This is a genomic window from Erwinia sp. PsM31 (assembly GCF_030433775.1).
GTDB classification, from domain to species: domain Bacteria; phylum Pseudomonadota; class Gammaproteobacteria; order Enterobacterales; family Enterobacteriaceae; genus Erwinia; species Erwinia aeris.
In genome coordinates, this window is record NZ_JARUWZ010000018.1 from 23622 (window position 1) to 47410 (window position 23789).

13 protein-coding genes are annotated in these 23789 nt (G+C 58.9%); 10 read left to right on the forward strand and 3 right to left on the reverse strand.

Annotation, left to right across the window (positions count from 1 at the left end; genetic code table 11):
- On the forward strand, positions 1 to 1521 hold the full coding sequence (gene lysS / locus QCD69_RS14495) for a lysine--tRNA ligase (RefSeq protein WP_253458682.1): 1521 nt from the start codon (positions 1 to 3) through the stop codon (positions 1519 to 1521).
- 288 nt (positions 1522 to 1809) lie between these two features.
- Here lysS and QCD69_RS14500 read toward each other — a convergent pair whose 3' ends face one another.
- On the reverse strand, positions 1810 to 2433 hold the full coding sequence (locus QCD69_RS14500) for a serine protease (protein WP_253458685.1): 624 nt from the start codon (positions 2431 to 2433) through the stop codon (positions 1810 to 1812).
- Between the two features lie 470 nt (positions 2434 to 2903).
- Between QCD69_RS14500 and QCD69_RS14505 the strand changes: the two genes are divergently transcribed.
- Positions 2904 to 4067, forward strand: coding sequence for an MFS transporter (locus QCD69_RS14505; RefSeq protein ID WP_253458688.1), 1164 nt, complete (start codon positions 2904 to 2906; stop codon positions 4065 to 4067).
- Here QCD69_RS14505 and QCD69_RS14510 read toward each other — a convergent pair.
- A complete protein-coding gene (locus tag QCD69_RS14510) occupies positions 4064 to 4984 on the reverse strand; it encodes a LysR family transcriptional regulator (protein WP_253458691.1) in 921 nt (306 codons plus the stop codon). The genes QCD69_RS14505 and QCD69_RS14510 overlap by 4 nt on opposite strands.
- Before the next feature lie 119 nt (positions 4985 to 5103).
- On the opposite strand from QCD69_RS14510, the gene lysA reads away from it, so the two are divergent.
- On the forward strand, positions 5104 to 6357 hold the full coding sequence (lysA, locus tag QCD69_RS14515) for a diaminopimelate decarboxylase (protein WP_301252523.1): 1254 nt from the start codon (positions 5104 to 5106) through the stop codon (positions 6355 to 6357).
- A 3-nt stretch (positions 6358 to 6360) separates the two neighbouring features.
- Here lysA and galR read toward each other — a convergent pair whose 3' ends face one another.
- Positions 6361 to 7362: an HTH-type transcriptional regulator GalR gene (gene galR, locus QCD69_RS14520; RefSeq protein WP_125287364.1), complete on the reverse strand. Its 1002-nt coding sequence runs from the start codon at positions 7360 to 7362 to the stop codon at positions 6361 to 6363.
- Between the two features lie 361 nt (positions 7363 to 7723).
- Between galR and QCD69_RS14525 the strand changes: the two genes are divergently transcribed.
- The 7 genes from QCD69_RS14525 to QCD69_RS14555 all read left to right on the forward strand — a co-directional run bounded on the left by QCD69_RS14525 (position 7724) and on the right by QCD69_RS14555 (position 23787).
- Positions 7724 to 9994, forward strand: a complete 2271-nt coding sequence (locus QCD69_RS14525) for a molybdopterin guanine dinucleotide-containing S/N-oxide reductase (RefSeq protein WP_301252525.1) — start codon at positions 7724 to 7726, stop codon at positions 9992 to 9994.
- Positions 9995 to 10229: 235 nt separating this feature from the next.
- A complete protein-coding gene (locus tag QCD69_RS14530) occupies positions 10230 to 10577 on the forward strand; it encodes a hypothetical protein (RefSeq protein ID WP_301252526.1) in 348 nt (115 codons plus the stop codon).
- 351 nt (positions 10578 to 10928) lie between these two features.
- The gene (locus tag QCD69_RS14535; RefSeq protein ID WP_301252527.1) at positions 10929 to 12647 is read left to right on the forward strand and encodes a penicillin-binding transpeptidase domain-containing protein; all 1719 of its coding nucleotides are present in this window, start codon (positions 10929 to 10931) and stop codon (positions 12645 to 12647) included.
- 250 nt (positions 12648 to 12897) lie between these two features.
- On the forward strand, positions 12898 to 15813 hold the full coding sequence (locus tag QCD69_RS14540; RefSeq protein ID WP_301252529.1) for a S8 family serine peptidase: 2916 nt from the start codon (positions 12898 to 12900) through the stop codon (positions 15811 to 15813).
- 527 nt (positions 15814 to 16340) lie between these two features.
- Positions 16341 to 17534, forward strand: a complete 1194-nt coding sequence (locus QCD69_RS14545; protein WP_253458708.1) for an MdtA/MuxA family multidrug efflux RND transporter periplasmic adaptor subunit — start codon at positions 16341 to 16343, stop codon at positions 17532 to 17534.
- On the forward strand, positions 17531 to 20701 hold the full coding sequence (locus QCD69_RS14550; protein ID WP_301252530.1) for an efflux RND transporter permease subunit: 3171 nt from the start codon (positions 17531 to 17533) through the stop codon (positions 20699 to 20701). Before QCD69_RS14545 ends, QCD69_RS14550 begins: the two co-directional genes overlap by 4 nt.
- Positions 20698 to 23787 (forward strand): multidrug efflux RND transporter permease subunit, encoded by a 3090-nt coding sequence (locus QCD69_RS14555; protein WP_301252532.1) that lies wholly within the window; start codon positions 20698 to 20700, stop codon positions 23785 to 23787. Before QCD69_RS14550 ends, QCD69_RS14555 begins: the two co-directional genes overlap by 4 nt.
- Positions 23788 to 23789: the final 2 nt, after the last annotated feature.

Genomic DNA, 23789 nt, shown 5'->3' on the forward strand with positions numbered 1-23789 from the left:
ATGTCAGAACAACAACCGCAGGGCGCCGACGCCGCACTTGAGCTGAATAATGAACTGAAAGCGCGTCGCGAAAAGCTGAGCGCGCTGCGTGAGAACGGCGTGGCATTTCCCAACGATTTCCGTCGCGACAGCCTTTCCGACAAGCTGCACGCAGAATATGACGCGAAAGAGAATGAAGAGCTGGAAGCGCTGGGCGTAGAAGTCAGCGTGGCGGGACGAATGATGACGCGCCGTATTATGGGCAAGGCATCCTTTGTTACGCTGCAGGACGTAGGTGGCCGCATCCAGCTGTATGTTTCTCGCGACGATCTGGCGGAAGGCATTTACAACGAACAGTTTAAAAAGTGGGATCTCGGCGATATCGTCGGCGCTCGCGGCAAGCTGTTTAAAACCAAAACCGGCGAGCTCTCTATCCACTGTAGTGAACTGCGTCTGCTGACCAAAGCGCTGCGTCCGCTGCCGGATAAGTTCCACGGCCTGGCCGATCAGGAAACCCGCTATCGCCAGCGCTATCTGGATCTGATCTCCAACGACGACTCGCGCAAAACCTTTAAAATTCGTTCGCAGATCATGGCGGGCATCCGCAGCTTTATGGTCGGCCGCGACTTTATGGAAGTGGAAACGCCAATGATGCAGGTGATCCCCGGCGGCGCGTCTGCCCGTCCGTTTATCACCCATCATAACGCGCTGGATATTGACATGTATCTGCGCATCGCGCCCGAGCTTTACCTGAAGCGCCTGGTGGTCGGCGGCTTCGATCGCGTCTTCGAGATCAACCGTAACTTCCGTAACGAAGGGATCTCGCCGCGCCATAACCCAGAGTTCACCATGATGGAACTCTATATGGCCTATGCGGACTACAAGGATCTGATCGAACTGACCGAAAGCCTGTTCCGTACGCTGGCGCAGGACGTGCTGGGCACCACGGTAGTGCCTTACGGCGATCAGGAGTTCGACTTCGGCAAGCCGTTCGACAAACTGACGATGAAAGAAGCCATTCAGAAATACCGTCCGGAAACCGATCTGGCCGACCTGGATGATTTTGACAAAGCCTGCGCTATCGCGCAGTCGCTGGGCATCAAGGTTGAGAAGAGCTGGGGTCTGGGCCGCGTGGTAACGGAAATCTTCGAAGAGACGGCGGAAAGCCATCTGATCCAGCCGACCTTTATCACCGAATATCCGGCCGAAGTGTCGCCGCTGGCTCGCCGCAACGACGTTAACCCGGAAATTACCGACCGCTTCGAGTTCTTTATCGGCGGCCGTGAAATCGGTAACGGCTTCTCCGAGCTGAACGACGCGCAGGATCAGGCTGAACGCTTCCTGCAGCAGGTTAACGCCAAGGATGCGGGCGACGACGAAGCGATGTTCTACGACGAAGACTACGTAACGGCGCTGGAGCACGGCCTGCCGCCAACCGCAGGCCTGGGCATTGGTATCGACCGTATGGTGATGCTGTTTACCAACAGCCACACCATTCGCGACGTGATCCTGTTCCCGGCGCTGCGTCCGTCAGGAAAATAAGCAACGGCTGTGGAATTAAGGGGCGACTTGTCGCCCCTTTTTTATGGCTGATTTCAGGCGGGAGCTGGCGATGGCCTGAACGGTTCCGGGAAGTCCCCATCAAAATGACGGATTTTGCTCTTCTCTGGGCTAAAGCCTGCGCTGGAATAAAGTACGTAATGTTTACCTGCGCAAAACCGGTTTGTTACTGGAGCCGCCAGCGCGTCCGGTGCCGCTCTTTGACCACCATCGCCCTTCATGTCGAAATAGCGATAAGCTCCTGCGCCAGCGGAGTAAGCCGCCATGCCGTTACGATTTTATCGCCTCGTCCAGCCAATCCTTAAAGCGCGCGTAGGGCACGTACAGCGAGACGTTTTTATACAGCGTTTTACCGGTTTTAATATCGTTAATGCGGTTGGAATAGCCAACGATAACGCCTGCCACGGAGTCATCGGACGCGTTATAGACCGCGCCGCCGGACATGCCCTGCACCACGCCCGCGTCGGAAGCCACCACGACGCAGCTCAGCTTGTTCCAGTCGTTCTTCAGGCCGGTATTCACCAGATTGGTGCCGGTTGAGGCCACCGGCATGGCAGAGATAAAGCTGTAGCCATACAGATTGATTTTGTCGCCCATAAAGCCGTTACGGAAGCGCGGCGCGGGAACGTTGCCGTTTTTATGGTAAACCACCGCCAGGTCGCATTCAGGATGGCGCGACTTAACGCGATAAAGCGAATATTTCGCCACGTGCGCCGCCGTCAGGCTGTAATCGGCGGTCAGCGGAATAGTGGTGCCCAGCGTGCCCACGCCCAGAATGGTCGGAATGCCGGTAACGGTCATATCCACACGCTTCTCTGCTTCGCTGCTGTACTCATATTTTCCTACTGAGCACCCGGTGATACTCAGCGTCAGCAGGCAAATAGCCAGTCGCATCTTTGCTCCTCGGTAATGAATCGATCAAGCACAGCTCAATAAACGCCCGTTGCATCCATCATCGAGGTATCGGCCAACACTCGGAAAACTTTACCTATTTAACCTCACTCCGCGTCAAATGATTATCAGATAATTGATAATTTTCCGTAATGAGTACCGTCTCAATGCGCGCAAAACACGACCATTATTTACTAAAGTAGCGGCGTATTTTCCTCAAGTATAGACAAACCGCGAGGCCCGAAAACGCGCCGGAAAGGCTAAAATCGGTGGATCTGACGGTCAGTCGGCGGTGATTATTGCCTTTCAGGCAAGAGATTGTTGCCTGAGAAGGGGTATAAGTCCCTGATGAGCTGTGCTTTAATCTCTGATGTGATGCAGATCAAAATTCACATTATGTAATACTTTCCCCGCCCTTTTTTTGCCTGTCGACCGCTGTCGGCGGAAAGATAATTTTTTCTGGAGAAGATGAGATGCCCGTTTCTTTACTGGCGCTGGCGCTGAGCGCTTTTGCTATAGGCACCACGGAATTCGTTATTATGGGCCTGCTGCCGGAAGTGGCAGGCGATCTCGGCGTAACGATCCCTTCGGCGGGCTGGTTAATCAGCGGCTATGCGCTGGGCGTGGCGATCGGCGCACCGATTATGGCGCTGCTCACGGCTAAGCTGCCGCGTAAAAAGACGCTGATCTTGCTGATGTCGATCTTTATAGTCGGCAACGTGCTTTGCGCGCTGGCTTACAGCTACAACCTGTTGATGATGGCTCGGGTGATCACCGCGCTTTGTCACGGCGCATTTTTCGGCATTGGCGCCGTGGTAGCCGCCAGCCTGGTCGCGCCCGACAAGCAGGCTTCCGCCGTGGCGCTGATGTTTACCGGCTTAACGCTGGCTAACGTGCTGGGCGTGCCGTTGGGTACCTGGTTCGGCCAGCTGTTTGGCTGGCGCGCCACCTTCTGGGGCGTGGCGGTGATTGGCGTTCTGGCCTTTATTGCGCTGATCGTCAGCCTGCCCACCAACCGCAACGAAAAGCCGGTACATCTGGCCAGCGAGGTCAGCGCGCTGGCTAACGGCAAGCTGTGGCTGTCGCTGCTGATGACGGTGTTTTTCGCCGCCGCCATGTTTGCGCTGTTCAGCTATATTGCGCCACTGCTGCTCCAGGTTACCGGCATCAGCAACAAAGGCGTCAGCTGGACGCTGTTTTTAATCGGCGGCGGCCTGACCGTCGGCAATATCCTGGGCGGCAGGCTGGCCGACTGGAAAGTCTCTTTTAGCCTGATCCTCAGCTTCTCGCTGATCGCGCTGTTTTCGCTCGCCTTTAGCTGGACCAGCCATGCGCTGTGGCTGGCGGAAATCACCCTGTTTTTATGGGCGATGGCAACGTTCTCTACCGTGCCGGGACTGCAAATCAACGTGGTTCGCCACGGCAAAGAGGCGCCGAACCTTGTGTCTACGCTGAATATCTCTGCGTTTAACGTCGGCAACGCGTTTGGCGCATGGGCGGGCGGTGCAGTGATTGACGGCGGTTACGGGCTGACTTCCGTGCCGGTCGCAGCGGCCGTACTGGCCGTTATGGGCCTGCTCATTTGCCTGCTGACCTTCCGCCGCCCGCGCGGCCAGCAGCAGGCGGCGCGCGCTTAAGCCAGTAATGCCGCGAGGCGCTGGTTGAACAGGCTGCTATGCTCGCGCAGATGCAGACTGAACGCGTCAACCAGCGCCGAGCCGGGGCGGTGCTGCGGCCGGATCAGGCTGACGGTAAAAGGCACCGCAATGCTGAAGCGGCGGATCGCCACGCCGTTGCCCGCATAGTCCAGCGCCGTGAGCGGATTGACTATCGAAACGCCCACGCCCGCTCTTACCATCGCACAAACCGAGGCCGCGCTGTGCGTCTCCATCACCATTCTGCGCTGAACGCCCTGCTCGCTGAATAGCTGATCCAGTAACTGACGATAGCTGTCCGTTTGCGACAGGCTGATAAAGTTTCTCCCGGCGAAATCCTGCGGCGTCAGGCAGCTTTTTTCCGCCAGCGCGTCGTCCTGCGGCAGCACGCAAACCTCATTACCGGTAAAGATTACGCTGCGTTCCGTGCCGGCCGGCGTCTGGCCGGTTTCCGTTAAGCCTAAATCGTAACGCTGCGCCGACAGCCACTCTTCCAGCAGCGGCGACTCCTGCGGAATGATATTCAAACTGACGTCGGGATAACGCTGCAAAAAGGGCTGGCAGAGCAGGGGAAGCAGCGACTGGGAAAACACGGGCAGACAGGCCACAGACAGCTCGCCCTGGCGAAACTGGCGCAGGCTTTCGGCCGCGTTGATAATCCTGTCCAGACCGTACCAGGACCGCTGCACTTCCTCAAACAGCTTCAGTCCCTGAACGGTAGGGTGCAGACGGCCCCGGATGCGATCGAACAGCTTCAGGCCGGTCAGCTTTTCCAGCCTGGCCAGTTCGCGGCTGACCGTGGGCTGCGAGGTATGCAGCATGACCGCCGCTTCGGTCAGATTGCCGGTGGTAACAACCGCATGAAAAATTTCGATATGCCGCAGCGTGATGCCAGCCATAAAAACCCCCGCAAAAAGACTAATTCATATCATGAATGAATAGACTTCGCTAAAACAGATATTTTTCATCCCGCTGTCGCTATGGCGTAATAACGCTATTACTGACAGGAGAAAGCCCGATGCCACGCCCGCTGAACACCACTGAAACCGCTCTGAACCGTGACAATTTGCTCCAGCTGGCGCGCCAGTATGGCGGCCCCGTCTGGGCTTATGATGCCGATGTCATTGCCGACCGTATCGCGCAGCTGCAACAGTTTGACGTGGTGCGTTTTGCGCAAAAAGCCTGCTCTAACGTTCATATCCTTAAGCTGATGCGCGCAGCGGGCGTTCGCGTTGATTCGGTTTCGCTGGGAGAAGTGGAGCGTGCGCTGGCGGCAGGCTTTCAGCCCGGCGGGGAAGAGATCGTCTTTACGGCCGATCTGCTGGATGCGCCTACGCTTGCCCGTCTGGCAGAGCTTGCGATCCCGGTGAATGCCGGTTCAGTTGATATGCTGCATCAGCTGGGCGAAGTGTCGCCGGGCCATAAGGTTTGGCTGCGCGTTAATCCGGGGTTTGGTCACGGCCACAGCCAGAAAACCAATACCGGCGGTGAAAACAGCAAGCACGGGATCTGGCACGGCGATCTTCAGCTGGCGCTGGCCGCTATCCGGCAGCATCGGCTGCAGCTGGTCGGCATCCATATGCATATTGGATCGGGCGTGGATTATGGTCATCTGGAGCAGGTTTGCGACGCGATGGTCAGGCTGGTTATCGACTTCGGACAGGATGTGGAGGCGATCTCAGCCGGCGGCGGGCTTTCCATTCCTTACCGTTTTGGCGAAGAAGCGATCGATACCGCTCACTACTTTGGGCTGTGGGATGCGGCGCGCCAGCGAGTGGCGCAGCATTTAGGCCATGCGGTGAAGCTGGAAATTGAACCGGGACGCTTTCTGGTGGCGGAATCTGGCGTGCTGGTGTCTGAAGTGCGCGCCGTTAAACAGATGGGCAGCCGCCACTTCGTGCTGGTGGACGCCGGTTTTAACGATCTGATGCGTCCGGCGATGTATGGCAGCTATCATCATATCTCCGCCATTGCCGGTGATGGACGCGATCTGCAAGAGAGCCGGACGATTGACACCGTGGTGGCGGGGCCGCTGTGCGAATCCGGCGACGTTTTCACCCAGCAGGAAGGCGGCAAAGTCGAAACCCGCGCGCTGCCGCACGTCAGGCCGGGCGACTATCTGATATTTCATGATACCGGCGCTTACGGCGCGTCGATGTCCTCTAACTACAACAGCCGCCCGCTGCTGCCGGAAGTGCTGTTTGAAAACGGCCAGCCGCGCCAGATCCGCCGCGCGCAGACCGTTCAGGAGCTGCTGGCGCTGGAGACGTAAGCATCAGTCCGGCGAGCCGACCGAATGGCGGCGCACCAGCGTCGGACTGAACAGATTGGTCACCTCCGGCAGCGGCTGGTTATTAGCCAGCGCTAACGCCAGCTCCGCTGCCTGCTGCGCCATGGTGACGATAGGGTAGCGCACCGTGGTCAGCCTCGGGCGGACATAGCGCGATACCAGCACATCATCAAAACCAATCAGCGACATCTCTTCCGGCACCCGCACGCCGTTATCGCTGAGTACCGCCAGCGCGCCCGCCGCCATTGAATCGTTATAGCAGGCTACGGCGCTAAAGGCTTTGCCGCGCCCCAGCAGCTCCGTCATCGCCTGTTCGCCGCCGATCTCATCCGGTTCGCCAAACGCGACCAGGCGATCGCTGCCCGGCAGATTGTGCTCCTTCAGCGCGTCGTAATAGCCCTGCAGCCGCTCGTCCGCATCGGAAATAGGGTGGTTTGAGCAGATAAAAGCGATGTTCTGATGGCCCTGTTGGATTAGATGGCGCGTTGCCAGCCACGAGCCGTAGCGATCGTCCAGCGCAATGCAGCGCTTTTCAAAACCCGGCAGCGCACGGTTAATCAATACCATGCCGGGGATCTGCTTCATCAGAGGGATCAGGTCGGCGTCCGGGATTTTTTTTGTATGCACCACCAGCGCGCCGCAGCGGTGCCGGATCAGCTGTTCAATCGCCTGGCGCTCTTTTTGCTCATTGTGATAACCGTTGCCAATCAGCAAAAAGTTGCCGGTGCCGTAGGCGACCTGCTCGACCGCCTTGACCAGCGCGCCGAAAAAGGGATCGGAAACGTCGCCGACGACCAGCCCCATGGTTTCCGTTGACTGCTGCGCCAGCGCGCGAGCGTTAGCGTTGGGATGATACTGCAGCTCTTCCATTGCGCTGTTAACGGCCTGGCGAGAAGCGTCGCTGGCTTTAGGCGAATTATTAATTACGCGAGAGACCGTAGCGACGGACACACCCGCCAGCCTGGCGACATCCTTAATGGTAGCCATAGTGACAAAGCCTTCCAGGGTAAACGTTTACATGGCTCCAGTGTTGCGGAAATTGCCAGCTACTTCAAGCAGACAGAATGCTGCGAATGTCGCAAAGCCGATGAAAAAGGCGAGGTATTATCGGCGGATCCTTTTACCGGGCCGTCTTTCCCTTAACGCTTTGCCGCTTTCGGTGTAAAAGCACGGCAGGTCCAGGCACTGCAAATATGCAAAGAGCAGCTTCAGTAATGTGCTTTTAGCGCATCAGGCACCGGGTCAGCGGGCTTTTACCACCGCATATCGGCCGCACAGAAGTTTGCTGAAACGCACCGGAAAAATGGTAGCCTGTAGGCTGACACGAACACCAGCCGGACTGCCTGCCATGACTCTAAAAAAAGTGCCGCATCTTGCCCACTGGGGCGCCTTTACCGCCGTTGTCGAAAACGGCAAACTGCAGCGCTGCGAACCCTTTTTCGCCGATCGCGACCCGTCGCCAATGCTTAACACTATTCCCGAGCTGGTCTATTCCGACCGGCGCATTCGTCAGCCGATGGTGCGCCGCTCCTGGCTTAAATCGCGCGAGAAAAGCGACCGTACGCTGCGGGGCCGGGAAGATTTTGTGGCGGTGGACTGGGAAACAGCGCTGGATTTAGTGGCGGAAGAAAACCGTCGGGTGCGCGATCGCTACGGCGCCGCCGGTATTTTTAACGGTTCTTACGGCTGGTCTTCGGCGGGGCGCGTTAACCATGCCCGCACGCTGATCCGCCGCTTCTACTTTACCGGCGGCGGCGGCGTCGATCAGCTGGGCAACTACAGCTGGGGTGCCGCGCAGTTTTTCCTGCCCTATATCATCGGCACCTATATGCCGTTGACCGGTCGCGTTACCGACTGGCCGAGCGTGGTAGAACATTGCGAAATTTTTGTCGCCTTTGGCGGGCTGGCGCTGAAAAATGGCCAGGTTGCCTCCGGCGGCGCAGGGCAGCACAGCCTGAAACCGGCGCTGCTTGAACTGGCGGCCAAAGGCACGCCGGTGATCAACATCAGCCCGATGCGGGATGACTGCCCGGAATTTGTTAACGCCGAATGGATCCCGATCCGACCTAATACCGACGTGGCGCTGATGCTGGCGCTGGGGTACGAAGTGGAGCGGCTGGGCGCGGCGGATCGCACTTTTCTGGCTTCGCACTGCGTTGGCTATCCGCAGCTGCGTGGCTATCTGCTGGGCGACAGCGACGGGGTGGCGAAAACCCCGCGCTGGGCCAGCGAGATCACCGGTATTCCGGCCGCGCGCATTGAACTGTTGGCCAGACAGCTGATCGGCAAACGCAGTTTTATGACCAGTTCTTATTCCGTGCAGCGTGCCCATCGCGGCGAACAGCCTTACTGGATGATGATCGCGCTCTCGTCGATGCTGGGCCAGCCGGGCCTGCCGGGCGCCGGGTTCTCTTTTGGACATGGTTCCATGAACAGCGTGGGCAACCCGCGCATTGACGGGCCGGCACCGATGATGTCAACCGGCGTCAATCCCATTGCCGACCAGGCGATCCCGGTAGCGCGCATCAGCGATATGCTGCTGCATCCGGGCGAGCCATACGCTTTCCAGGGCCAAACCCATACTTATCCCGATATTCAGCTGATCCACTGGGCGGGCGGCAATCCGTTTCATCATCATCAGCAGCTTAACCGGCTGGTCGAGGGCTGGCAGAAGCCGGAAACGGTTATCGTGCAGGATATCGTCTGGACGCCTGCGGCGCAGATGGCGGATATCGTGCTGCCGGTGACCACCTCGCTGGAGCGCAACGATATCGGCGGCTCGTCCCGCGACCGCTTTGTGCTGGCTATGCATCAGGCGATCGAACCGCAGCATCAGGCGCGTAACGACTTTGATATTTTTGCCGATCTGGCGGAGCGCCTGGGCTATCGCGACGCTTTTACCGAAAACCGGAACGAAGCGCAGTGGATTGAGCACCTTTACCAGCAGTGCGGGGTGGCGCACCAGCGTCGGGGCGTCGACTGGCCGGATTTCCAGACTTTCTGGGAACGGGGCTACGTGGAGGTGCCAGAAGGCGACAAGCCGTTTATTTTTATGGAGGATTTTCGCCGGGATCCGCAGCAAAACCCGATCCAGACCGCCAGCGGCAAAATTGAGCTGTTCAGCGAAACCATTGCGGGCTTTGGCCTGGTGGATTTTGCGCCGCATCCGGAATGGCAGCCGCCGCAGGAGTGGCTGGGAGCGGAAATCCGCCAGCGCTTCCCGCTGCATATGATCTCCATGCAGCCTGGCGATCGACTGCACAGCCAGATGGATGCGACGCCGACGGTGCAGGCTAACAAAACGGCCGGAAGGGAAACGCTGTGGATGCATCCGGAAGATGCCGAAACGCGCGGGATTGCCGATGGCGACACCATTGAGGTCAGCAACGATCGCGGGCGGATGCTGGCTGGCGTCAGGCTTACGGACGGCGTCAGCCGCAGCGTGGTGCTGATCGCCACCGGCGCCTGGTTCGACCCGGGTTTTGGCAAAGCCTGGCTGCCGTATGACCAGGCGGGCAATCCCAACGTGCTGACGCTGGATATCGGCACCTCGTCGCTGACGCAGGGGCCAAACGCCATGAGCTGCCTGGTAGAAATCTGCAAGGCGACGGAAGTCTGATGCCAGCAACAAAACGGGCACCACTCTGATAGTGCCAATAATTGTTGATAATGGAGTGAAAAAGATTAAAAATTAGCCTGCTGACAGACCGGGCAATACAGATAAAAACCGTAAAGATCGTTTCTGCTGTCCTGGAGTGGATGGCAGTTTTGAAAGCTTTCAAGGGATTATCATCCGGTTGCCCGCCGTCTGGCTAAAAAATAGCCATGATATAGCTATCAGGGAGGGATAAATTATGTATGGAACTGAAAGGGATGCGGTGCCGTTTCCCGGCTATTGGGAAAAAAGCGGCGGCAGAGGGGGAAATATGCGAAATCTTGTAAGGAAGCTGGAAGAAGACGTAGCGGGCATTCGGATTGATATTGCCGTCATCAAGTCGAACTATATGACAAAGCAGGATCCCGGCGTTTTCAGAGACGAACTGAAAGGGGATAACAGCACCCCTTTAGAAGAGGTTCGCAAGTTGAACGTGGCAATTAGCGATGCAAAAAACGCAATTATTTTTTGGTGCGTCAGCGCCGTGATTTTTGCCCAGATCATACCCACTCTGCCAGCTATCCTGAAAATTCTCTTTCCTTCCTGAGTCCGGCAGTCATCCCGCTAAGGCGGGATGTAGCTTTCAGCAACCCACTAACGTTGCAAAAACACATAGAAATCACATGGCTGGTTACATTTTGCGGGTAACTGTTGCGAATGTGGGCTGGCGAGCAGGCTGGCCCGGTTGCTACAGTTTATGTCCCAGAGGTATTGATGGGTGAACATCAAAATAACTTTGTTTCACCGACCTGCGCAGATGCGCAGGTTTTTTTTATCTGACGCTTTTGCTAAACCGCACGGCAATAATCACGATATGAAACACAGTTTTCCTGTTATCACCCCTGCATTTTTTGTATAACTCCCGGTCAGTTATCCGCTATTCGCCGACAGAAGAGCCATGCCCCGCTTAAAGAAATCACTGGCTAAAGACCAGGAGCCGTTTCATCCCGTTCGCTTTCGCCTGATTTGTCTTGGCGTGTTCGTTTCCATGCTGCTGCTGTTGCTCTGGGTAGGGGATTTGCAGCTGATTAATCATCCTATGCTGGAAAAACAGGCGGACGAGCGCTCGCTGCGCACGGTCACTATTCCGACTAATCGCGGCACGCTGTTGGATCGTAACGGCGAAGCGCTGGCGCTGAGCGTGCCCTCGCGCGATATTATTGCCGATCCGCAGCGCGTGCTGGAAGCCAATCCCGATTTTACCAGCGCGAAATGGGAATATCTGGCTAACGCTTTGGATCAGCGACCTGAAGAGATCGCCCGGCAGATCAAAGCCAATCCCAACCGTCGCTTTCTTTACCTGGGCCATAAAATCGAGCTGGGTATCGCTAAAGATATCGCTAAACTGCATCTTTCCGGCATTTCCACCGTCTATGACGACAGCCGCTTCTATCCGATGAGCGAGGCGACTGCGCCGCTGCTTGGCATTGTCGGCGCGGACAATAGCGGCCTGAACGGGCTGGAAAAAGGTTTTGATAAGGTGTTGCAGGGCACGGCAGGCGTAGAGAAATATCGTCAGGATGCCCACGGCAATATTATCGCCATGATTAACTATGAGCCGCCTCGCCAGCCGCCGACGGTGCAGCTCAGCATTGATAAATTCGATCAGTACACCCTGTACACTAAGCTGCGCGATGGCGTACTTCTGAATAAAGCCGATTCCGGCGCGGCGGTGCTGGTTAAAGTCGATACCGGCGAAATTCTGGGGATGGCGTCTTATCCTTCCTATAATCCCAATAATTTCAGCAACGTTTCGCCTGACCAGATGCGTAATGCGGCCATTAACGACAGCTATGAACCCGGCTCAACGGTAAAACCGCTGGTGGTGATGGAAGGGCTGGCGCGCAAGCTGGTGCGCCCGGATTCCGTGCTGGATACCACGCCTTATCGCGTTAACGGCCACCTGATCCGCGACGTGGGCCACTGGCCGCGACTGACCATGACCGGCATCCTGCAAAAATCGAGCGATATCGGCGTATCGCATATTGCGCTGGCGATGCCCGCTGAAGTGCTGGTCAACACCTTCCACTCTTTTGGCCTGGGGAAACCCACCGGCCTGGGGCTGACCGGCGAAAGCGTAGGCTACTTCCCGCTGCACCGTGAACGCTGGGCCGATATCGAACGGGCCACTTTCTCCTTTGGCTATGGTCTGCGCGTCACGCCGCTGCAAATAGCGCGTGAATACGCCACGCTGGGATCTTTCGGCGTTTATCGTCCGCTTTCGATTACCAAAGTGACGCCGCCCGTGATCGGCACGCGGGTAGCAGACGAAGATATCGTGCGCTCGGTGGTCCATATGATGGAAAGCGACGCGCTGCCCGGCGGCAGCGGCGTGCGCGCGGCGGTACCGGGCTATCGACTGGCAATTAAAACGGGAACGGCCGAAAAAATGGGCGCGAGCGGTAAATATGACGGCGGCTATATCAACTATACCGCGGGCGTAGCGCCAGCCAGTAATCCTCAGGTCGCGCTGGTGATTATGATCAACCACCCGACGGCAGGGGATCACTTTGGCGGCTCGGTCGCCGCGCCGGTCTTCGGCAATATTATCGGCCCCGTGCTCAAGCATATGAACGTGGCACCGGACGCGCTCTACTCCACGCACAGCGGCACCTGATACTGTCCAATATCTGAGGCCGCCGTCAACAAGAAGCCCACGCCAGCGCGTGGGCTTTTTTTATCTTAGCCTCCCGTCATCCGCTCCGGCTTTAACGCACAAATACCTCTGTTAAACATCAGCTATTCTGACAATTGGAAATTGTGTGATCTATTAAAATATCAATATCTGTTATATCTCCAGATAAGATCTAAACTGTTTATATCAAAGCATGGATGGCTCTACTTTCATACGATCCAAGAGGACATTCGTGCACATTATCAGATCGACTCCTGACTTTCCGGCACCTTCTCAGCTATCGGTGCTGGCCGTTTTAATCAGTACGTTATTACTTGTCGGATGTGGTGGTGGTGGTGGTGGTGGCGGCGGTGGCGGCGGCGAAACGCTGAACATGGCGCCGGCGCCTGTAAACAATCCCGCGCCAACGCCGACGCCGACGCCAACGCCGACAACCGAACCCGTAGCCGAGACGACGCCGACTACCGATTCGGCGCCAACCCCAGAGCCGATGCCGGTTTCGCCAGTCGTTACCTACGGCAAGGTTAAAGTCGGTATTGTCGATTCGGGCCTGGCGGCCGGTCGTTCTGACATCAACTATGACAACGTCCATTTCGCCTCTTATCTTTCCGGCGGCAGCCAGACCCTGAACGATAATAACGGTCAGGCAGGGCACGGCACGTTGGTGGCGCTGACGGCGGCCGGCCTGGCCAGCGGGGCGTTTGCCGGCGGCGTGGCGCCGGACAGCGATTTATGGATAGCGCAGGCTTCCAGTAATAACCTTTTTTATTACCAGGATACGCAAAAGGCTATCAGCGGGCTGCTCAATAACGGCGTAAAAATAATTAACATGTCTTATGCTTCCAGCGAGAGGCTGGCTACTACGGCACAGCAGCAAAGCGCCAGAACCAGCGGGCGTTACGATCTGCTGCGTGACAGCCTGAGCAGCATCGTCAGCGCTAACGCGTTGGGCGTAGTGGTGACCGGCAACAACGGGACGTCCACGCCTTCGCCGAACGCGCAGATCCCTTTAATCTACAATGACCCCAGCCTGCAAAAAGGGCTGATCGCCGTGACCGGCTATGTGCCTGGCTATACCGTGGCGCAGGGCAGCCGTCCGCCGGAGCTGTTTGTGTTTGACGCCTGTGGCGATGTCGCCGCCTGGTGTCTGGCCGCGCCCGGCTATGCGGATTACCTGCAGGACAACGGCACGCTGGGTCGCAAATACGGCACTTCTTTCGCCGCACCTCGCGTGACCGGCGCGGCATCCCGTGTGTCGGCGCAGTTTCCGTGGATGACCGGCTACAACCTTCAGCAAACTTTGCTGACGACGGCGGATTACCACAGCGATGCCGTGGCGGGCGTCAGCCAGGACACCGCCAACGGGCGGCCCTATAACAACACCTTCGGCTGGGGAAATGTGAATGTCGATAAGGCGTTACGAGGCCCGGGCATGTTTTATGGCGATGACTTTACCGCCGCGCTGACCTACGGCAGCTACGTGTTTGCCAACGATATCAGCGGCAGCGGCGGCCTGATTGTCAGCGGCGCCAGCAACGCGGGCGGCAGCCTGACGCTGAGCGGCAATAACACCTACACCGGCGCAACACGGGTGGAAAGCAACAGTCTGTTTATCGACGGCAGCGTCGCCAGCGACGTGCGCGTAACGGGCAGCGGGCTGCTGGCAGGCTCGGGCCGGATCAACGGTAATCTGAGCAACCAGGGCACGGTGGTAACCACCGCCGCTGGCGGGCTGCGCGTGGTCGGCAGCTATCAGCAGAGCGCCGACGGCACGCTGCGGATAACGCTCTCTCAGCCGCTGACGGTTGCAGGCCCGGCGACGCTCAACGGCGCGCTTCAGGTTACCTTGCCTTCCGATACCTATATTGTGCAGACCAACGAATCGCTGCTGGAAAGCGGACAGGGCATCAGCGGACAGTTCACCAGCGTGGATACCGGCGTCTTCCTGAAAGGCACGGTGGCCTACAGCGCCAACAGCGTTACCGGACATTTTCAGCGAGTGAATACCGTTCAGGCGGCCCAGGCGGCGGGACTGACCGGCAAAGCAACGCTGCAAAGCGCCGCCAACGTCGAGCGGGCGTTGCAGGCGGCCGACAGGCTGTCGACGCAGTCGGGCCTTTCCGCGCAGCAAACCGAACTGTTGCAGGATGCGGCGGCTTTCCAGCGTATCGGCAGCGGCGCGGCGGCTGAAGCGGTGCTGGATTCGCTTTCCGGCCAGGCACACGCCAGCGGCAATGCTATTCTCTTCAACAGCCTGGATTACCAGAACCAGCTGCTGAATAACCGCCTCGATCCGGCGCGGCAAAAGCCTTACGGCATGTGGGCGGAAACGGGCACGCTGCACGGCGATTTGCAGCAGGATGGTTATCTGGGCAGCCACTACCGCACCAACACTACTGCGATTGGCGTGGACAGCAGTTTCGACGTGCCGGGACTGCGGGTAGGCGCGGCCGTCACCGATAGCGAAATCCGGGCCAGCTACGAAGGCAGCGGCGGCAACAGCACCAACAGTTTGCAGGGCGTTATGCTTTATGGACAGTATGCCGTAACGCCGGAATGGTTCTGGCAGGGCAACCTGAGCTATCAGCATGGCGAGACCGATCTCGATCGCGTGCTGCTGCTGAACGGCGTGCGTTCATCTTCATCAGAAACGCGCAACGACAGCTGGCAGGCGCTGGTCAAAACCGGCTACCGCTGGTCGCTGGACGACAGGCTGACGCTGCAACCTTATGTCGGCATGAAGCTGAGCCAGCTCTATACCGGCGGCTTTAACGATGAGGCCGGCGCGCTGGGACTGCAAGGCGACAGTGCCCGTTACAGCCGCACCGTTGGCCTCACCGGCCTTAACCTGAGCGCGCCTCTGCTTGAGGTCGATCAATGGTGGTCGCTGCTTTCCGTCTACGGCGAGCACCAGCACGCCTTTACCAATCCGTCGCTGGATGTGAACGCCCGCTGGACAGGCACCGGTTCTGAAGGCGACAGCTTCGCCATTCCGGGCATGACGCTGGACAGGGATTCTCAGTGGTACGGGATGCGGCTGGACGTAGGCAAAGCGAAAGATGCGCGCCTGTTCCTGCGAGTGGACAAGCACGTGGCGGAGAAAGGCGACGAGTCGGTCTTCCGCGGCGGCGTGGATATCGCCTTTTAATCGCGGCGCGACACTGATAAAAGCTGGCCTTGCTGCCAGCTTCAGACTGCAGGCAAACTTAAATAGCGGATGCAGTCTGGTGTTTTTTACAGCGACCCAGCTGTTTCACGGCGGCAGAGGCTGAGCGGATAAGCGGACCGTTTTGGCGCATGGACGCGCCAAACGAGCCTACAGGGACGTATCTACGGCGTGTCCGTGTTCCGATCTGCCTCTGCTGCTTTTCACCGGCCCGAACGCAATTTGATGACAGAATATGAGTTTGTCAACAACCTCAAGCTGGCCTTGCTGCCAGCTTTTTTTTCGCCCGTGCTTAAAATGCCTACGCCCTGACGGCAGATGGCAATAACGCGGCGGTCTGAATTCGACGGCTGAGACTTGTAAACCACCCTTAACGGAAACCTTACGTTCTGAGCATGGAATTTAATCAGCCTGCTCAATCATAATACCGCCGGGTCAGATGACCTGCTTTTTTCTGGCGGTGACGAGATGCTGCCGCTTCTTTGTTTTATTTGATCCGACTGAGCCTCATGACCTCTACAACAGCAAAACCCTTCCGTCGCAAACTTATCCTTGCCGCTCTTATTATTCTGGCCATTTTGCTGGTCTGGCGTTTCTGGCCGCACGGCAGCGGCGCGGGCAGGCCGGGCGGCCCCGGCATGATGATGGCCGGCCCGGTAGCGGTTCACGCCGGGCTGGTTACCACCGCCGACGTACCGGTTTACCTGACCGCGCTCGGCACGGTGATCCCTAATGCTACCGTTACTGTTACCAGCCGCGTGGACGGGCAGCTGATGAAGGTTTACTTTACGGAAGGGCAGCAGGTCGAAGCCGGCCAGCTGCTGGCGCAGATCGATCCGCGCAGCTATGAGGCCACGCTGGCGCAGTACCAGGGCGATCTCAGCCAGAACCAGGCGCTGCTGCAAAGCGCGGAGCTGACGCTGGCGCGCTACCGCAAACTCTATGCACAGGACTCTTTAGCCCGCCAGGATTTGGATACGCAGGCCGCCACGGTGGGGCAGTATCGCGGGGCGGTCAAAGCCGACCAGGCGCAAATCGCCTCGGCAAAGCTGAATATTGAATTTACACGCATCACCGCGCCGGTTTCCGGGCGCGTTGGCCTGCGCCTGGTTGACGAAGGCAATATGGTGCAGAGCAGCGACACCACCGGCCTGGTGACCATTACCCAGATGCAGCCCGCCGCCGTAACTTTCAGCGTTCCGCAAAGCAACATTCCCACGCTGATTAAGGCGCTGCACAACGGGCAGACGCTGCCAGCAACCGCGTTCGATCAGGATGGCGATAAGGCGCTGGCTTCCGGCAGCGTGCGGTTTATCAGCAACCAGATCGACACCGCTACCGGCACGGTCGAGCTGAAAGCGCTGTTCGACAATCAGGACGAGGCGCTCTATCCCAACCAGTTTGTGGATCTGCGGCTGCAAACCGGCACCCTGAAGCAGGCGACCGTGATCCCGGCGCAGGCGTTGCAGCTCAGCAGCGACGGCAGCTTCGTCTACGTGATCGGCAGCGATAAAACGGTTACGCGCCGCGCGGTGAAAACCGGGCCGACGCTGGGCGACACGCAGCAGGCGATTACCGAAGGCGTGAAGGCGGGCGAGCAGGTCGTTACCGTAGGCATCGATCGGCTAAGCAACGGCAGCAAAGTCACTGTGGTTACGGCTGATGAAACTCCGGCCGCCAGCGACAAAGCGAAAGCGCAATGAATCCGTCCCGCATTTTTATCGCGCGTCCGGTCGCCACTATCCTGCTGATGATCGGCGTGCTGATCTCCGGCGTTTTCGCCTATAAGTTTCTTTCTACCTCCGCGCTGCCGCAGGTGGATTATCCGACCATTCAGGTCACCACGCTCTATCCGGGCGCGAGTCCGGACGTGATGGCATCGGGCGTTACCGCGCCGCTGGAAAGGCAGCTCGGGCAGATGGCGGGCCTGAGCCAGATGGCCTCCAGCAGCTCGGGCGGCTCGTCGGTGATCACGCTGAAGTTCTCGCTGGATCTGTCGCTGGACGTGGCGGAGCAGGAAGTGCAGGCGGCCATCAACGCCGCCAACAGCCTGCTGCCCTCCGACTTGCCTAATCCGCCAACCTATAAAAAGGTGAACCTGGCGGATACGGCGGTGATCACGCTGGCGGCCAGCTCGGATACGCTGCCGCTGATTAAAGTCCAGGACCTGGTCAACACCCGCGTCGCGCTGAAGCTGTCGCAAATCTCCGGCGTCGGCATGGTGACGCTGGCGGGCGGCCATCAGCCCGCTATCCGCGTGCAGATGGATCCCAAAGCGCTGGCGGCGCACGGGCTGACGCTGGAAGACGTCAATACGCTGATTAGCAACAGCAACGTCAACGGCTCGAAAGGCGGTTTCGACGGCAAATACCATTCGATAACCATCGACGCCAACGACCAGCTGCGCACCGCAGAGGAATACGGCAACCTGATCCTTACATATCAGAACGGCGCGGCGCTGCGGCTGAAGGATATCGCCCATATCGAAGAGGCGGCGGAAAACAGCTATCAGTCGGCCTGGGCCAACAACAGCCCGGCGATTGTGATTAGCGTCCAGCGCCAGCCCGGCGCCAACGTGATTGCGGTGGTGGACAACATTAAAAAGCAGCTGCCGACGCTTCAGGCCGCGCTGCCGGACGGGGTAAAAGTGCAGATCCTCTCCGACCGTACCCAGACCATTCGCGCCTCCATCAGCGACGTGCAGTTTGAGCTGATGCTGTCGATTGCGCTGGTGGTGATGGTGACCTTTCTGTTTCTGCGCAACGTGGCGGCGACGCTGATCCCGAGCGTGGCGGTGCCGCTGTCGCTGGTCGGCACCTTTGGCGTGATGTATCTGGCGGGCTTCAGCCTGAATAACCTGTCGCTGATGGCGCTGACTATCGCCACCGGTTTCGTTATTGATGACGCTATCGTGGTGGTGGAAAATATCTCAAGGCGGCTGGAGCAGGGCGAAACGCCGATGGAGGCGGCGCTGAAAGGCTCGGCGCAGATTGGCTTCACCATTATCTCGCTGACCTTTTCGCTGATTGCGGTGCTGATCCCGCTGCTGTTTATGGGCGACGTGGTCGGACGGCTGTTTCGCGAGTTCGCCATTACACTGGCGGTGTCGATTCTGGTTTCCATGCTGGTTTCGCTGACGCTTACGCCGATGCTTTGCGCCTGTCTGCTGCGCCATATCCCGGAAGAGAAGCAGAGCCGCTTTTACCGCAAGGGCGGTCAGTTCTTCGATAAGCTGGTGGCCGGTTACGATCGCCTGCTGACGATAGTGCTTAACCATCAGCGCCTGACGTTGCTGGTAGCGCTGGCGACGCTGGCGCTGACCGCGCTGCTCTATCTGGTTATTCCCAAAGGCTTTTTCCCGGCGCAGGATACCGGACTGATCCAGGGCGTGACCGTCGCCTCTCAGGACGTTTCCTTCGGTGAAATGGCGAAGCGGCAGCAGCAGCTGGCGGCTATCGTGCTGAAGAACCCGGCGGTGGCGAGTCTTTCTTCCACTATCGGCATCGACGGCAACAATACCAGCCTGAACAGCGGGCGGCTGCAAATCAACCTGAAGTCGTTTGACCAGCGCGACGAGCGGGCCGACCAGGTGATTGCCGAACTGCAACAGGCGACCCGCAGCGTGCCGGGCATTCAGCTTTATATGCAGGCCGCGCAGGATCTGACGGTCAACGATCGGGTCACGCCGGATCGCTATCAGTTCTCGCTGGACGACGCCGACAGCGAGAACCTGGTCGCCTGGACGCCGAAGCTGGTGGCCGCGCTGGAAAAACGGCCGGAGTTCAGCTCGGTGGTCAGCGATTTGCAGGATCAGGGGCAGGTCGCCTGGGTCGAACTGAACCGCGATGCGGCGGCGCGTTACGGCATTACCGCCGCCGACGTGGATACCGCGCTGTATAACGCTTTCGGCCAGCGGCTGGTCTCCACCATTTTTACCCAGTCGAATCAGTACCGGGTGGTGCTGGAGGTCGCGCCGCAGTATCAGCAGTCTCCGGCCTCGTTTAACGACATCTGGCTGGCGGCTGCCGCTTCGTCCTCGACCACCTCCACGAGCAGCGGCACCTCAAGCGATACCGACAGCAGCTCGTCTGACAGCGCTTCTTCAACCAGCAGCGGCGGCATGGTGCGGCTGACCTCAGTCGCCACCATTCATCAGCGCATCGGCTCGCTGGTGCATATGCGGCTGAACCAGTTCCCGGCGGTGACCGTCTCGTTCAATCTCAACGACGGCTACTCGCTGGAAGAGGCGCAAAAGGCGATAGCGGAGACGCAGCAAAGCCTGAAGGTGCCGTCCAGCATGACGCTGCGCTATCAGGGCGAAACCGAAGCTTTCCAGAACGCTACCGGCAACACGCTGTGGCTGATCCTGGCCGCGCTGCTGACCATGTACGTGGTGCTGGGCATTCTTTATGAAAGCTTTATTCATCCGGTGACCATTCTCTCCACGCTGCCGTCGGCGGCGGTCGGCGCGCTGCTGACGCTGCTGCTGGCGGGCACGGAATTCAGCCTGATTGCGCTGATTGGGGTGATATTGCTGATCGGCATTGTGAAAAAGAACGCGATTATGATGATCGACTTTGCGCTGGATGCGGAGAAAAAGCAGCACCTCAGCCCGCGGGAAGCGATCCATCAGGCCTGTCTGCTGCGCTTCCGCCCGATCCTGATGACCACCATGGCGGCGCTGCTTGGCGCGCTGCCGCTGATGCTGGCCTCCGGCTCGGGCGCTGAACTGCGTCAGCCGCTGGGGCTGGTGATTGTCGGCGGCCTGATCTTCAGCCAGGTGCTGACGCTGTTCTCCACACCCGTGATCTACCTGTGGTTCGATCGCCTGGCCGGGCGGGCACGCCGCAGAATGCGGGCGGCTAAATGATTACGCGCTTTTTTATCTTCCGGCCCGTTACCACGCTGCTGTTAACGCTGGCGCTGCTGCTGCTGGGCGCGCTGGGCTATCGTTTGCTGCCCGTCGCGCCGCTGCCGCAGGTCGATTTCCCGACCATTATGGTTTCCGCCAGCCTGCCGGGCGCCAGCCCGGAGACGATGGCGGCCACGGTCGCCACGCCGCTGGAGCGCGCGCTGGGGCAAATCGCGGGCATTACCGAGATGACCTCCAGCAGCTCGCAGGGCTCCAGCAATATCATTTTGCAGTTTGAGCTGACCCGCGACATCAACGGCGCGGCGCGGGATGTGCAGGCGGCTATCAACGCCTCACGCAGCCTGCTGCCGAGCAGTATGCCGTCGCTGCCGACGTATCGCAAAGCCAACCCGTCCGATGCGCCAATCGTGATGCTGGCGCTGACGTCCACCACTCGCTCCAAGGGCGAGCTGTACGATATCGCCGAGAGCAAAATCGACCAGAAAATCGCGCAGGTGCAGGGCGTCGGCGACGTCTCGCTGATGGGCAGCGCGCTGCCGGCGGTCAGAATAGATCTACAGCCGCAAATGCTGACCCATGCCGGGATCTCGCTGGATACGGTGCGCGCCGCCATCGCCAACAGCACCAGCAATCTGCCGAAAGGGATGTTGCAGGGCGCTAACCAGAGCTGGGTGATTGACGGCAACAGCCAGCTGGACGGCGCAAAGCAGTACCGCGATTTGGTGGTCAGCTATCAGCACGGCCGCGCTATCCGCCTCAGCGACGTCGCCACCGTTTACGATTCGGTAGAGGACCAGTACAACGTCGGCTACTTCAACGGTTCGCCGTCGGTGATGATCGGCGTCACGCGCCAGGCGGGCGCCAATATGCTGCAAACCATTGATGCCATCAAAGCGCAGCTGCCGGCGCTGGAGGAAAACCTGCCGGCCGACGTCTCGCTGAAAATCGTGGTTGACCGCTCTCCCAACGTGCGCGCGTCCCTTTATGACACCGAAGAAACGTTGCTGATCGCTATCGCGCTGGTGATTGGCGTGGTCTTTATTTTCTTACGCAATTTGCAGGCGGTGGCCATTCCCGCGCTGGCGCTGCCCGTTTCGCTGGTGGGTACCTGCGCGGTGATGTATTTGCTCGGCTACAGCCTGGATAACCTGTCGCTGATGGCGCTGATCATCGCCACCGGCTTTGTGGTGGACGACGCCATCGTGGTGCTGGAAAACATCACGCGCTATATCGAAGAAGGATTAAGCCCGGTGCGCGCCGCGCTGAAAGGCGCGAACGAGGTGAGCTTTACCGTGCTGTCGATGACGCTGTCGCTGGTGGCGGTGTTTATCCCGATCCTGCTGATGGGCAGCATCGTTGGCCGCCTGTTTCGCGAGTTTGCGGTGACGCTGACCGTTTCGCTGATTATCTCTATGCTGGTGTCGCTCAGCCTCACGCCGATGCTCTGTTCGCGGCTGCTGAAGCGTAAACCCGGCGTCACCGCGCGGCCGCATCCGCTTTATCAGTGGATCGAAAACGGCCTTAATCGTCTGCTGGCCGCCTACGCCCGCGGGCTGAACTGGGTGATGCGCCATCAGCGGCTGACGCTGTTTAGCTTGATGCTGACGGTGATCCTCAATCTGTTTCTCTATTCGGTGGTGCAGAAAGGCTTTTTCCCCAATCAGGATACCGGTCTGCTGATGGGGATGCTGCGCGCCGATCAAAACGTCTCTTTCCAGGCGATGAAGCCGAAAATGGAGGCGTTCGCCAGACTGATCCAGCAGGATCCGGCGGTGGACGGCGTGATGTCGTCAATGGGCAGCGGCGCGTTCGGTTCGCGCAACACCGCCAACTTTTTCGTGCATCTGAAAGACTTCGACCAACGTGACGCGACGGCGACGGAAGTCGCCAACCGGCTGAGCGGCAAAACGCGCAACGTGCCGGGCGTGGAGCTGTTTCTGATGGCGGCGCAGGATATTCATATCGGCGGCCGCAGCGCCAACGCCAGCTATCAGTACAGCCTTCAGGCTGACAATCTGGAGACGCTGCGTGTCTGGACGCCGAAGGTCAAGGCCGCGCTGGAGGCGATCCCACAGCTGACCAGCGTCGATTCCGACTCACAAACCGGCGGCCAGGAGGTAATGGTCACGATCGACCGCGACCGCGCCAAACGGCTGGGGGTCAACGTGGAGATGGTCGATACGCTGCTGAATAATTCGTTTGCGCAGCGCCAGGTCGCCACGCTGTACAAGACGCTGAATCAGTATCATGTGGTGATGTCATTGCAGGATACGTGGACGCGCGATCCGGAAACGCTTAACAAGCTGTATGTGATTAACGATGCCGGCGACCAGGTGCCGCTTTCGGCTTTCGCCCGCTTCAGCGGCGCCAACGCGCCGCTGTCGGTGGCGCATCAGGGCCAGTCGGCCACCAGCACGATTGCCTTTAACCTGGCGGACGGCGTTTCGCTGGAGCAGGCTTCGGTACTGATTAAAGCCGCGATGGCGAAAATTGCGCTGCCGGGCGATATTCAGGCCGGTTTCCAGGGCACGGCGAAAGCCTTTGGCGATCTCACCGCGTCCATGCCGTGGCTGATCCTTGCCGCGCTGGCGGCCGTCTATATCGTGCTGGGGATGCTCTATGAAAGCTATATTCATCCGCTGACCATCCTTTCCACGCTGCCGTCCGCAGGCGTTGGCGCGCTGTTGCTGCTGCTGATGACCGGCACGCAGCTGACGGTGATCGCCTTGATAGGCATTCTGCTGCTGATCGGCATCGTAAAAAAGAACGCCATTATGATGATCGACTTCGCGCTGGCGGCGGAACGCAAGCAGGGCATGACGCCGCAGCAGGCGATTGTGCAGGCCTGCCTGATGCGCTTCCGGCCCATTATGATGACCACGCTGGCCGCCTTTTTCGGCGCGCTGCCGCTGGCGTTGGGCAGCGGCGGCGATGCCGATCTGCGCAGTCCGCTGGGCCTGGCCATCGCTGGCGGCCTGGCGCTGAGCCAGCTGTTAACGCTGTTTACCACGCCGGTGGTTTACCTCTATCTCGATCGTGCCAGCCGCGCCGCTAAACGTCAGTGGGCGCGCCTCAGAGCTTAAAT